The organism is Paenibacillus pabuli NBRC 13638, assembly GCF_001514495.1.
In the GTDB taxonomy this organism is placed as follows: domain Bacteria; phylum Bacillota; class Bacilli; order Paenibacillales; family Paenibacillaceae; genus Paenibacillus; species Paenibacillus pabuli.
Window position 1 is genome coordinate 122,916 of the sequence record NZ_BCNM01000003.1, and the last position, 12,205, is coordinate 135,120.

The window sequence follows — 12,205 nt, forward strand, 5'->3', positions numbered from 1 at the left end:
CTTCATGTACTTAAGATTTGACGGAGCCGACCATGATTCCTTTTACAAAATGCTTTTGCAGGAAAGGGTAAATGATAATTATCGGCAAGGTGGCGATGATGATGGTTGCCATTTTGATGCCTTCCGGCGATGTATGTGCAAGAGTACTATAGACAGCAGAACCTGGGTCGACGGAAATATCGTCACTTTCAAACAGCTTCTTGAGGGTTACCTGGATCGGCCACCAGGCCGGATCATTCAGATAATATAGGGCGGTGGAATAGGCATTCCAATGGCCTACCGCATAGAAAATGCCGAGTGATGCCATGGCCGGTTTGGATAATGGAACGACAATACGCCAGATGATGCCGAATTCACCACAGCCATCAATACGTGCAGCGTCGATTAATTCGCCCGGCAGCTGTGCGAAGAACGAGCGCATGACGAAAAAGTTAAAGGCATTAATCGCTCCCGGCACAATCAGCACCAGTGGATTGTTGACCAGATGCAGCTCCTTCATCAGGATAAAGTTCGGAATGAGCGGTGCCGAGAATACAACGGTTATCAGGACAAACATGACAACAAGAGAGCGACCCTTGTACTCTGGACGGGACACGGGATACGCGAGTGATGCTGTGGCAGCGAGATTGACCAGCGTACCAACTAACGTTACCCCAACCGATACCGCAAAGGCCCGCCAGAAGGCAGCATCGCCGAATACATATTCGTAATTGATCCAGGTAAAAGCTACAGGCCAGAAGCTAACCTTTCCGCCCATGATCGCTTCCGAGCTGCTGAGTGATTGAGCCAGCACATTGATGAAAGGCAGAATCATCGTCAACGAGAGCAGCGTAAGAAAAACGAGATTGCCAATGCGGAATATACGGTAACGGACACTGGGGGTACGCATCTATCTCGCCTCCTAATACAGGCTTTCGCCGGTTGTTTTTTTGCTGAAGAAATTACCGAGTAGAATAAGCATCAGACCCACGACCGACTTGAACAACCCGATGGCCGTTGTATAGCTGTACTGCTGTGAGAGAAGTCCTGCTTTGTAGATGTACGTATCGAGAATTTCACCAGATTCCAGATTGAGCGGATTGAGGAATACGAACACACGCTCAAAGCCCAGATCGAGGAACTTCCCAATGTGCAGCAGCAGCAGAATCATAATCGTCGGCAGCAAGGACGGCAGGGTAATGGACCATATTTGCTTCAAACGCCCGGCTCCATCCACCTCTGCCGCCTCATACAGATCGGGATTGATGCCCGCAATGGCTGCCAGGAAAATAATCGTTCCATACCCGGAGTCGCGCCAGATCCCAGAACCGATCAGAATGGAACGAATGTACGAGTCTTCTCCAAGAAAGTAGATCGGCTGCATCCCCAGAAATTCGAGTGCCTTGTTCACCACACCGGCATCCATCGAGAAAATACCCATGAAGATTCCGCTAATGACGACCCAGGAGAGAAAGTGAGGCATGTATACAATCGTTTGCAGCAAACGCTTGAACACAATCATCCGCACTTCATTCAGCAGAATCGCCAGTAAGATCGGTACCGGGAAGGCAATCACCAGATCATATAGTCCGAGCAGAAGTGTGTTATTGAGAATTCGCAAAAAGTCATAATGGCTGAACATCTTCTGGAAATGCTCCAGGCCTACCCAATCACTTCCGGTGATGCCTTTGAAAATGTTGTAATTCTGAAAAGCAATGACCGAGCCGAACAGGGGTACATATTTGAAGATGAAAAAATACAGGATGCCCGGTACCGAGAGCAGATAGAGTATCCGGTATCGCCACAGATAACGTCCCGCATCTCCGAGACGAGAACCCAGACCAGATGAGTTAATTCTTGCTGTTCCCCGGCTTGGCGGCGCGATATCTGCCGGCTTCACGTCTTCTCCCCTCCCTGCTTCTGTGACTGCATGCTTCTCAAATTATCAGGAACGTTCTCGTCCCATGGGATTTCATTGAATTCAACGGAAATGTACTCCGGCTCACGATCGATAATACGCGATAGCTCGCGTGTGAACACCTCCACGATCTCCTGCTTTTGCTCATCCGTCCTGCCTTCATACAGCCTGATCGTAATTTCTGGCATCCGAGTTAAGCTCCCTTCGTTACGTAATGTAAACGCTTTTACAACTTCATCTTAGCGTTCCTGTGGAAGGGCAACAATGGACTGTCTTTTCGTTCACTTGTGTTTTCTTTAGGTGAGAACAAGACCAAAAGGCCCCATACGAACGGGGCCTCATATTTATGGATAATACTCATTAATTACACTCCATACAGAGTGCGACAGGAAAACACACGTAATAAAGTTGTAAAATCTAGAAATTACCACATATTACCAAATAATCATAGCTTCATTTGTGATAAAAAAAAGCCTAAATAGAACACCAATGTTGCCAAAAGATCACGAAAAGGATGTTTTCGACAAATTTCGAGATGCGAACCTCCCAGGGAAATCGTGTGAACTTGGGGTTCGCACCTCGTCTGTTACTACTCCATCCTCATTTACTTATGATAAGCATTTGGGATAGAAAGATATTGGCTGTTGAAAGGAAAAAAACATTGGAGAAATATTTAGCCAGCTTCTTTATCTCAGTACTGGCCATTACCTCATCTTCCCTCCAACCTACACAATAACATACTAAATAAGGAGACAACGTTAGCTGTTGCTGAATATATTCTATAAATCTCATTTCTTCTTGGTTAACTTCCATCTCACTAATTTCAGAAACATTTGGCTGATACTGAAATGTAACATAAGGAGTGTGAGTCAAAGGTTTTCCTTGTCCCTTGCTTATAAAAAACGATATGAATGGATTTAAGCGAGCTTCGTTATATAACATTTGATAGGTATTATAAATCTTCTTCATCGAATCTGGACTTGATAAAGTAATTTGGACATGAACCTTCCCTGTTTTGTATGCGACTCGTAAGGAGTCAAAGACCGAAAGTAGCTTAAATATGATCTTTTCATTTAGCTGACCTTCTGACTCTGAATAGTGTAGCTCTCCTACATACTTAGGTTGGTTGCTCGAATCTCGAAGCTCACAGTGATAGATCATATAAAATTGGTACAACGCAAATTGCACTTCCACATTAGAAAGAATAATCTGTTCCACATCCTGTGCTTCAAAAGGGATTTCGTGGAAGTCCACTCCACTTTCTATGATTCTTCTGACCGTTACCATATTATTTTGAATCGAATAAACTTCTTGCTTTAATACTTCTTCCTGATCTGAATCAACGTAAAGGGTATTGAGTAAACTGCTCTTAACTTTAAAAAGAGTTTTTTCAATCATACAATAGGCTCCTTTGCAGAGATGAAACTTGTTAAAATAAAGAAGTGCAGCTATTCGCCACACGCCCATAATAATAATCAAAAATTAGAAATAGTGTTTCCAATCAAAATACACATCAGCATTTGACCAACCACCAGTCAAATACACTGTTGCATATCCTTCAACTAGAATCAGGCTTGTGTCAAAATTGATTTTAATGTCACTCGCCTCAGTAATATTAACAGTTTTTAGGGGTAGGAAATTAATATAATTGATATTCATTCTAACCCCTTCAGCATTAGTAGCGGCAGCAGCATACCCCTTTACACTACTAATCCATGGTCACACATTTCATACGGAGCAACAGGTGAGTGAGAACCATGCTCAAATACTACAGCATTTTATTTCACGCACTCCATACAGAGTGCGGCTTGAAACGTCACACTAAGCGTCAGTCTCTTGAATATTTCAATCCCGGCACTCCCATACAGAGTGCGACCGGACGATAGGCTTAGACGCTTTCTCGGCCTGGTTCAGTCATCACACAGAAACATAAAAAATCCATCCATTTACTTTGGACGGATTTTCTCTTTATTCATCAAGCTCAATTAAAAAATTAATGGCCAACGCCATGATTAAATAATTGCATTATACTCTCAATTGGAAGGGCTACTAACGTTGCCAAAACAATTGAATACACCATATTTAGAGCATTTCTTTTCTTCATCATAACATCCCCTCTAAGATAGATTTGTAACAGCTATTCTGTGCATGTGTAGCCTGATCTCTGATTTTTTCAAAAAGTGCCACATATTTTATCTTATTATGATTAATTTTAGGAGATATTGCCAAACAATTCAGTAAGATATCAATTGCATCGGAGTCATTATCATTTCGGATATAGTACATCGCTAACTCAAAACTAAATTTAAGATAATAAGAGATATCAATATCAGACATTAACGTAGTATCACTAATCGAACGATGTTCTTCAAATAAATACTCAAACTTCTTAATAGGTAAATTATTTAAACGATTGGCTTCAAGTAAAGTCAATAATCCAGACATGGTCTCACCTTTTGACTTTTGAATGTAGGCCACGTATTCATCGAGCTTTGTAGTATTACCCTCAAGTAAATCCAAAACCATTAAATTGATTTTGGCTATGTCACTATAAAATTCTATTTCATTAAGTGTCTCTTGATTAGTCAATTTAATCCACTGGAAGTCACTGTATTGCAATACGCATTCCCGTGCTTTATCAAACTCTAACAGTTTTTGATACGCTATGCCTTGCATCAAACGACTATACCCAATGTAATATACTATTGCCCGCTGTGTATGTATTTCAACGATGTCCTGTTCCTTAGTCAACATTTGTAAATTATAAATACGAAGTGATTCTTCATAAAGTGTTTCACCTAACTTAACGACCTCTCTCCAGTTGTCAAGACCATAAGCTATTCTGAGAAGTGTCACAGTCGAGTCTAATCCGTATCCATCATAATACCTCGACATACCCTTCCTCCTTATTTTACAATTAATAACATTATATTGATTTTTCTACCATAGGTCAAATCTATTTGTTTAATAAAATAGTTTAAAATATACTGCATTTAATACAATATTTCAGTTTCCGTATTTTTCCCTAGATCTTATTATGTCTCTGAAACAAAAAAGTCTTACCCACTTATCCATGCTTAGCATAGGAAAGGTAAGACCTCATTATGGATCTCGACTATCTTTGCACTTCCATTCGAAAATACCCTTGATGATCATTGAGATCTTCACTATATCCTTAATACAGCAGAGTAGAGACCCAATGTCATACAAAGAAAATTTAAAAAGAAACGTTATTTTTAATCCACGTACTCATACAGAGTGCGAGCTGTTCCAATTCATGTCTTTCATGTACTCGTTAACATTTCAATCCACACACTCATCCAGAGTGCGACTCATTGAATGGGTTTCCTGTAACGTCTCCCTTACGATTTCAATCCACGCACTCATATAGAGTGCGACAGCAGAAAGTAACGTATATTCGTTTCAAAAAAAAATATTTAAACGTTATTCTGTCATTTCGTAAATGATAATAAATTCATATTAATACAAATAATCCAGTTAATTCAAGAATGGTGTTACCAAAAGGGAACAACAATAGCTTAATCGACAATTTTCCAGGTGCGAATCTCCTAGAGATTTTATGTGAGCTTAACATTCGCACCATTAAAGTAGCATTTTTTACAGGTCTAACTAAATAACCAAAAAAATATCCAATGCATTTGATCTTATTCTATATGCTACTATGACCATGTTTTATTGAAAACGATCAAGCTTCAAGTTCATATCAACACGTTCTGGTGTCCACAATAAGATATCCGTGAGAAATGTCAAAGCATCCATTCGGCACAATCTATCCACGATTGACTCTATCAGTTCATTTACATTTCCTTGGGGTTGCTCAGCGAGAATTATCCCTCCGGTATCTCCATCAATATATAAGTGATCTACGTGAGCAACTTTGTGTAAATGCCGCAGCCATAACGTACCTTCGTCAAGAAAAAAGATATAACTTTCATTCATAACATATCCTTGGTAAATATAAAAATCCTGACGTAATACCATTACTTCACTAGCAGGTAACGCAACAAAACGTATTGATTACGACACTCTTGGTGCGCTTTGTAACGGACTTGATGTTACACCAGGAGACCTCTTGGAATACATCCCCCAAAGCAAAAAGAGTCGATAATTACACGACTCTTTTTGCTTTTTTATAGCTAAGAAACTAGTTTTTAATATAAAAGTAGTACAGAGTTATTAAACGATTCAATCGCTCACAACTTTTTGGATAATTGATCCTTTCTTTATTTTATTTCGATCCAATTTTTCCTTAATATTCAATCCTATAATAGGTGATCCTGCTATTGAGAAAGAAAGATTTACATCAATTACCTCACATTCAATCAGAGAATCATCTATACTACGTACCAGAATCTTGGAACCTAATAATGTTTTTAACGAATTAGGAAGAAATGCAGATTCCATCTCACTGCCTATAAGTATTGTGCCCCGTTCATGTACATTCATTATCTCTTCCAATTTCATTACATTCAATATATGCAACTCCTTCCTACCTCTCGTTGATGAAAAGTAAATCTTTCACATCTCTGATTTTGATTCCTTGGTTCTTCAACCTTGCTATACCATCTCGTAATAATAAAAGTCTATCGGCCTGTGAGAGGTCTGGAGCAAAACGTGCTGCCCGAATACTTGCTTGTGCTTCATCCAGTGCAAAGTTTCGGGGTAAGACGTTAAAATTTTCATCCATCACCTGAAAAGCTCTACCAGCCAAACCAGCCTCGTAATGACCAACAACTTCATGCGCTATCGTCCCTGATCCAGATATGCGACTATTGGCAGACAATCTTCCTCCCAATGTGGAAGGAAGCACATCATTATTAATGTTAAGTATTGTATCGAATAATAGCCCAGTAGGAGAAGTATCATCAGGTCCAGCCACACGAATATTCCCCTCTGGCATACCCAATTTTTTCGCATAATTGGTCAATTCAGCAACTTGTATATCGGTTAACGGTAATTCATTACGTAGACCTTTCGTATCTTTAATCATCCTTGTTGTTTCTATAATTTCACTTACTCCCGTTTCTACTGTTCCTGATCGCGCATAATTAAAAGAAGGCTTTCCCATTGGCGAAGTTAACATTTGATGTGGTCTAATTACGGAAGCATAGCCTACCCCAGTCATTAGCCCACCCAGTCACCTCTCATTCAACGTCATTCATGCGGGATGCAGCTAAGATATATCGTGAACGTCCGTTACACCCTTATGTATTTCAAAACACTCCGTAAAGAGTACTGCTTCAATAGGTATGAGTTTCTCGCCCATAGTTCAGAATTTCAATCCACGCACTCCATACGGAGTGCGACAGCGAAAAAACACGTATCTCAACGATCTGATCCGTCAAAAACACGTTTTTTCACTATTATTCTAAGACTTTCCATATCATAATTCAATCTATTCCTCTCTACGTTATGCCAAAAGGCAATAAAATACCCCTTTTCGACAAAATCTGAGGTGCGAATCCCCCAGGGTTTCCATGTGAGCATCACATTCGCACCTGCCTGAGCCACGTACGGATTCCCCGGAATAACCTTCTTCATCTCCCATCCACACCATGACAAAGATCACATCCATCATCCCTGTTCAAGTGCTACAGTAATAAACGACCAATTGACCAGATTTGTAATCCGGTCAATCGTTGACACACCTTTTACTCATTCAGACAACAAGGAGGTGCATATATCATAAAAACCATCGATCGAAGGCAGCAGGTCATTGACTCGGCGGAGAAATCGTTCGCGCTGTTTGGCTATAAAGCCACCACCATGGAACAAGTCGCGAGACTGGCCAACGTGGGGAAAGGTACGATCTATACTTTTTTTGAAAACAAGGAAGAACTATTCGGAGAGATCCTCCACTCCATTATTACGGATATGAAGCGAATTACGGAGCAAACGGTAAAGGAAGATCATTCATTTTTGGATAATGTGCATGAGAGTATGGACGCTTTGCTGGAATACAGGGAGAAACATGAGCTGTTGATTAAGCTGTTTCAGGAGGTGAACGAGTTCGGCACGCCTCAGGCGAAGGAAGGTCTGCAAAAAGTAGAAACCGCCATTCTTGAATATTTGGAACGTCAGGTAAAACGCGCCATGGGACTACAGCAGATTCGCGAGGATGATCCAAGGCTGGTCTCTTTTGTCCTGTTGAAGCTGTATGTCACCTTAACATCCGATTGGAACAAAGCGCATCCTTCGCTGCACAAGGATCAGATCAAGGATTTCGTGGGCCTCTTTCTCAAAAGCGGATTAACCCCTACATAAAGAAAGATGTGAATATGAATCCTTTGTCGATTTAGAGATAGATATAGCAATTGAGTAGCGTAATGATGGGGAGAGAACATGATGAAATCATTCACTGTATTTGGGCAGGATTTGAAATCCGCCTTCAAGAAACCCAAAGTATTTATTCCGATTCTCGTGGTGCTGTTCATTCCGGTGCTGTATAGCGGTCTGTTCCTCAATGCATTCTGGGACCCTTACGGCAAAATGAATGAATTACCTGTAGCCGTGGTCAACACGGATCAGGGGGCAACCTACAATGACAAATCGCTGGAAGTCGGACAGAATCTGGTCGATGAATTGAAAAAGAGCGACGACTTCAACTGGCAATTTGTGACCCGAGAAGAAGCCGAACAAGGCATGGAAGATAACACGTATTATATGACGATTGTTATTCCAGAAGATTTTTCCGCAAAAGCAACCACGCTGATGGATGATCATCCACAACCGGCAGAGCTGATCTACGAACCCAATGAAGGATACAACTTCCTCGCGGGTCAGATCGGCGGGACAGCGGTCAAACAGATCAAATCCAAAGTTTCTGCGAAAGTGACGGAATCGTATACCGAAACGTTGCTCGACCAGGTGGAGAAGATCTCTAGCGGTTTGGCGGATGCTGGAGATGGTGCTGGTCAGATCAACGAGGGTGCGGTTAAGCTGGATGAAGGTGCCTCCAAGCTGAAAGAGAACTTGTCCAAACTAGCTGATGGAACCGACAAACTCGAAACAGGCATTGCCCCGTTAAAAGAAGGCACGAGCACCTTGGCTCAGGGTATTGGTGAGCTTCATACGGGGGCCAGCTCCCTTTCCAGTGGTTTGTCCCAATTGGCGGCAGCAGGTACGAAGCTTGGTAACGGAGCAGTACAGGCTGAAGCTGGCGGCAAAAAGTTACAGGCTGGTATTCAATCCGCTCAGGAAGGAGCAGCCCAATTGGATGCCGGACTGGCAGCAACCGAGGAAGGCAGCGCGAAGCTGACCGCGGGATTGCAGACTTCAGTCGGAGGCAGTGGCAAAGTAAGCGAAGGTGCAAAGGCCGTTGCGCAAGGTCTTGCCCAATTAGCTGAGGCCAGTCCCGAGTTAGCTGCTAACCCGGCTGTGCAGCAGTTGCTGGCAGCAAGCCAGGCTGTTGCCCTTGGTAGCGAACAGGTATATCAAGGCGGACAGCAATTGCTCGAAGGCAGCCAAAGCTTGCAAGCTGCTCAACAGCAGCTGCATCAAGGCAGCAGCAAGCTAGTGCAGGGTGAGCAGCAACTTTTAGAAGGAGCAACGCAGTTGTCTGCTGGACAGGTGCAGCTTGCGACTGGCCTCCAGCAGTTCAACTCCAAATTATCTGAGGCTGCCGCTGGCGGAGCCAAACTTACAGAGGGTTCGAGTCAATTAAACGCAGGTGCAGGGAAACTGGTTGATGGGTTGAGCCAACTTTCAGACGGAATCACCACCATCGCCGATGGTTCCCGCAAGCTGGATGACGGCGCAGGAGATTTAAAAGAAGGTACCGCCAAGTTAACCGATGGCTCTGGTGAGCTTGCCACCAAACTGAATGATGCCGCGGATCAAACGGGCAGTGTGAAAAAAACGGATGAACTTGTAACCATGTACGCCGAGCCCGTTCAGGTGGATGAACATAAACATAACGAAGTGCCCAACTATGGTACAGGATTCTCACCGTACTTCCTGTCATTGGGGTTATTTGTTGGGGCACTGATTGCAACGCTGGTGGTACCCACACGCGGCAGCTCGGTTACCGATGCGAGTGGCTGGAATCGTTTTGTGAGCAGAACATTGGCCTTCACGATCATGAGTGCTATGCAGTCCCTGCTCGCTTCCTGGCTTGTCTTGTCCGGCTTGGGCCTGGAAGTTCAAAGCGTGCCTTTGTTCCTTTTATTCAGCTTTGTTACCAGCCTGACCTTCATGTACATCATTCAGGCTCTGGTTACTTGGTTGGAGAATCCCGGACGCTTCTTAGCGATCCTCATGTTAATCTTCCAGCTGACCACCAGTGCAGGTACGTTCCCGTTGGAGCTTATTCCGAACTGGCTGAAAGGCTTCAACCCATGGCTGCCGATGACCTATTCGGTAACCGGGTATAAAGCTGTTATTTCGAGTGGACAGTTCGGTGTGGCATGGGATCAGATCGGAATTCTGTGCATCTTTGCGGTAATTGGTCTGGCGGCTACCTTTACGTATTTCATGGTACATCGCACAAGTGAGGTAGAAGAATTAAATAGTGAGCCAGCCCTTCACGTATAGGATAGAAAAAAGCAAGGCGTGTAATAAGCAACGCCCTCGTCTGGAACACAGCGAGTGTTTGCTTATGCACGGCCTTGCTTTTTTTGATCATCTGAAAAAGAAGTAGGAAACTGCTCAAAAACCTAGTATGTAGAAGTAATATTGGTACTTACCACAACAGTAAATAGTAGGACAAGTATAATGAGAATAGCATAGAGAGCCGTCCCAATAATCCCACAGACGAGACCCGCAATGGCCAACCCTTTCCCCTGTTCCATACGAATTCTGAGTTCTTTCAGTGCCAACGACGCAAATATGATAGCTACTATACCAATAAAAAATCCCAAGTATGGTATGGTGAGCGACAAAATCCCCAAGACAAGCGCTGCGATAGACTTGCTATTGGTTTTGGGTACTACATAAGGCGGTGGCGGAAGCGGATCGCTATAATAACGGTCCACATCATTGTGACGTTGATCCAAAGGTAAATCCTCCCTGTTTGTTAAGTAGTCTCATTATACTTGATTAGCCGGGAAAACATGCTCCATTATTTGTAAATATTCCGATTTTATTATATTTATTAACTTATTTGACCTAAAAAACGGAGTGCCTAAGAACGAAGCAATTATGATATTCTATTTTAAGGATAAGGAGGTTTATTATGTATAAAATTGTACCTTTACTATTGTCGGTTACTTTTTTGATGACAGGTTGCAGTAAATCGGATACATCGGTCGAAGCTTTAAAGTCGGTAGAGCTTCATGAGGAAAATATCCAAACTATCAAGGAAATACGTGAAGAAAACGCTCGTCTTCAGGAACAGATCATTCAACTTCAAGAGAACGTAAATAGCGAGGAGCTCAGAAACAATTTAAGGGAAACTCTGAACATGACGTTTAAGCTGATGGCCGCCATGGAGTCTGGAGACATTGCATATCTGAAATCCGTTTCCTCTCCCAATGTGAATATATCCAAAGAAAGCAACACCATGACCATTCTGTATGAAGGAGACCCTGCCTATGAAGTCCCTTTCCTTAAAGGCATTCATTGGGATGAATTCGAATTCAGAGGGTATGATCAGAAGGATTCAGATCACTTTATGCTGTTCATCGCCCAACTTATCAACACCAAGGGCTCCGAGGGAAATATTGCGTACGAGTTCTCTTTCGTCCGTTCGCCCGAAGGCGTTTGGCTGTTTGACGGATACGTCTCTTAATTGATCTTGAGATAGCCATAGCTGTAGTTTTCATAAATTCACTGACTCGGCCTTCATTAAACTCACCAATAATAGAAATCATTATCGCTGTCTTCGTCTCCTGCACCTAGATGATCTTGAACCAAATCAACGTTTTTAAATGATCTACTTTTTTACAGGAAATAAAAAGAAATTTTAAACCCCCTGCAAAAAAACAGGGGGTTTCTCCACAGCATGAAGCCATAAAAGTGCAGCTATTTCTTATAAAGGAGTGCAGTGTTATTGAAACGAGCGAACTCTGATTTCAAACTTGTAAAAAATAGGTTGCTACAGCAAAAATAATAATATTAAAAGGCATGACGTAAACGGCCATTCTTTTGGCCTTTATTTTTCTTTCATAATTTGCTTTGTTAAATAGAAATTCAATAAAAAAAGTGGATGCACTGGTTACAGCTGCAAGGAAAAAATAAAGAAGAACATTACTACTGTAAAATTGTGTGTATGCCAGCGATAGTATTATTAGCAATAACAAGAAATTAGTTGAAATAATATATCGATCCAGGAATGTTTTCATCAATTAT

Annotated in this window: 14 protein-coding genes; 4 read left to right on the top strand and 10 right to left on the bottom strand. The window is 42.2% G+C overall.

Going from position 1 to position 12,205, the window contains the following annotated elements; translation table 11 throughout:
• Positions 1-10 precede the first annotated feature (10 nt).
• The 6 genes from PPA03S_RS06000 to PPA03S_RS33225 form a co-directional block, all read right to left on the bottom strand.
• A complete protein-coding gene (locus tag PPA03S_RS06000; protein WP_062320856.1) occupies positions 11-889 on the bottom strand; it encodes a carbohydrate ABC transporter permease in 879 nt (292 codons plus the stop codon).
• A gap of 12 nt (positions 890-901) precedes the next feature.
• On the bottom strand, positions 902-1,834 hold the full coding sequence (locus PPA03S_RS06005) for an ABC transporter permease (protein ID WP_062321266.1): 933 nt from the start codon (positions 1,832-1,834) through the stop codon (positions 902-904).
• A 41-nt stretch (positions 1,835-1,875) separates the two neighbouring features.
• Positions 1,876-2,085: a tautomerase family protein gene (locus PPA03S_RS06010; protein WP_062320857.1), complete on the bottom strand. Its 210-nt coding sequence runs from the start codon at positions 2,083-2,085 to the stop codon at positions 1,876-1,878.
• A 412-nt stretch (positions 2,086-2,497) separates the two neighbouring features.
• Entirely contained in the window at positions 2,498-3,295 is a 798-nt protein-coding gene (locus tag PPA03S_RS06015; RefSeq protein WP_062320859.1) for a hypothetical protein, read from the bottom strand.
• Positions 3,296-4,000: 705 nt separating this feature from the next.
• The gene (locus tag PPA03S_RS06020) at positions 4,001-4,792 is read right to left on the bottom strand and encodes a hypothetical protein (RefSeq protein WP_062320860.1); all 792 of its coding nucleotides are present in this window, start codon (positions 4,790-4,792) and stop codon (positions 4,001-4,003) included.
• 798 nt (positions 4,793-5,590) lie between these two features.
• The gene (locus tag PPA03S_RS33225) at positions 5,591-5,899 is read right to left on the bottom strand and encodes a hypothetical protein (RefSeq protein ID WP_167665986.1); all 309 of its coding nucleotides are present in this window, start codon (positions 5,897-5,899) and stop codon (positions 5,591-5,593) included.
• Positions 5,900-5,930: 31 nt separating this feature from the next.
• On the opposite strand from PPA03S_RS33225, the gene PPA03S_RS32165 reads away from it, so the two are divergent.
• Positions 5,931-6,026 carry a helix-turn-helix domain-containing protein gene (locus tag PPA03S_RS32165; RefSeq protein ID WP_245683536.1) on the top strand — a complete coding sequence of 32 codons (96 nt, stop codon included), beginning with the start codon at positions 5,931-5,933 and terminating at the stop codon, positions 6,024-6,026.
• A 77-nt stretch (positions 6,027-6,103) separates the two neighbouring features.
• On the opposite strand, the gene PPA03S_RS06030 is transcribed toward PPA03S_RS32165, so the two are convergent.
• Positions 6,104-6,382, bottom strand: coding sequence for a hypothetical protein (locus tag PPA03S_RS06030; protein WP_217998922.1), 279 nt, complete (start codon positions 6,380-6,382; stop codon positions 6,104-6,106).
• Between the two features lie 25 nt (positions 6,383-6,407).
• Positions 6,408-7,043 (bottom strand): hypothetical protein, encoded by a 636-nt coding sequence (locus PPA03S_RS33230; RefSeq protein ID WP_062320866.1) that lies wholly within the window; start codon positions 7,041-7,043, stop codon positions 6,408-6,410.
• Positions 7,044-7,603: 560 nt separating this feature from the next.
• Between PPA03S_RS33230 and PPA03S_RS06045 the strand changes: the two genes are divergently transcribed.
• Together PPA03S_RS06045 and PPA03S_RS06050 are read left to right on the top strand one after the other, a co-directional pair.
• The gene (locus PPA03S_RS06045) at positions 7,604-8,182 is read left to right on the top strand and encodes a TetR/AcrR family transcriptional regulator (protein WP_062320869.1); all 579 of its coding nucleotides are present in this window, start codon (positions 7,604-7,606) and stop codon (positions 8,180-8,182) included.
• Between the two features lie 81 nt (positions 8,183-8,263).
• Positions 8,264-10,450: a YhgE/Pip domain-containing protein gene (locus tag PPA03S_RS06050; protein WP_062320871.1), complete on the top strand. Its 2,187-nt coding sequence runs from the start codon at positions 8,264-8,266 to the stop codon at positions 10,448-10,450.
• 122 nt (positions 10,451-10,572) lie between these two features.
• On the opposite strand, the gene PPA03S_RS06055 is transcribed toward PPA03S_RS06050, so the two are convergent.
• Complete coding sequence (locus PPA03S_RS06055; RefSeq protein WP_062320873.1) at positions 10,573-10,911, bottom strand: DUF4190 domain-containing protein; 339 nt, start codon at positions 10,909-10,911, stop codon at positions 10,573-10,575.
• A 179-nt stretch (positions 10,912-11,090) separates the two neighbouring features.
• On the opposite strand from PPA03S_RS06055, the gene PPA03S_RS06060 reads away from it, so the two are divergent.
• Entirely contained in the window at positions 11,091-11,645 is a 555-nt protein-coding gene (locus PPA03S_RS06060) for a hypothetical protein (RefSeq protein ID WP_062320875.1), read from the top strand.
• A 283-nt stretch (positions 11,646-11,928) separates the two neighbouring features.
• On the opposite strand, the gene PPA03S_RS06065 is transcribed toward PPA03S_RS06060, so the two are convergent.
• Positions 11,929-12,198, bottom strand: coding sequence for a hypothetical protein (locus tag PPA03S_RS06065; protein WP_062320877.1), 270 nt, complete (start codon positions 12,196-12,198; stop codon positions 11,929-11,931).
• Positions 12,199-12,205: the final 7 nt, after the last annotated feature.

What these genes read in the sequence shown, in the direction of transcription:
- PPA03S_RS06000 (WP_062320856.1), bottom strand. Translation starts at nt 889, where the DNA reads ATGCGTACCCCCAGTGTCCGTTACCGTATATTCCGCATTGGCAATCTC.
- PPA03S_RS06010 (WP_062320857.1), bottom strand. Translation starts at nt 2,085, where the DNA reads ATGCCAGAAATTACGATCAGGCTGTATGAAGGCAGGACGGATGAGCAA.
- PPA03S_RS06015 (WP_062320859.1), bottom strand. Translation starts at nt 3,295, where the DNA reads ATGATTGAAAAAACTCTTTTTAAAGTTAAGAGCAGTTTACTCAATACC.
- PPA03S_RS06020 (WP_062320860.1), bottom strand. Translation starts at nt 4,792, where the DNA reads ATGTCGAGGTATTATGATGGATACGGATTAGACTCGACTGTGACACTT.
- PPA03S_RS33225 (WP_167665986.1), bottom strand. Translation starts at nt 5,899, where the DNA reads ATGGTATTACGTCAGGATTTTTATATTTACCAAGGATATGTTATGAAT.
- PPA03S_RS06030 (WP_217998922.1), bottom strand. Translation starts at nt 6,382, where the DNA reads ATGAAATTGGAAGAGATAATGAATGTACATGAACGGGGCACAATACTT.
- PPA03S_RS33230 (WP_062320866.1), bottom strand. Translation starts at nt 7,043, where the DNA reads ATGACTGGGGTAGGCTATGCTTCCGTAATTAGACCACATCAAATGTTA.
- PPA03S_RS06050 (WP_062320871.1), top strand. Translation starts at nt 8,264, where the DNA reads ATGAAATCATTCACTGTATTTGGGCAGGATTTGAAATCCGCCTTCAAG.
- PPA03S_RS06060 (WP_062320875.1), top strand. Translation starts at nt 11,091, where the DNA reads ATGTATAAAATTGTACCTTTACTATTGTCGGTTACTTTTTTGATGACA.
- PPA03S_RS06065 (WP_062320877.1), bottom strand. Translation starts at nt 12,198, where the DNA reads ATGAAAACATTCCTGGATCGATATATTATTTCAACTAATTTCTTGTTA.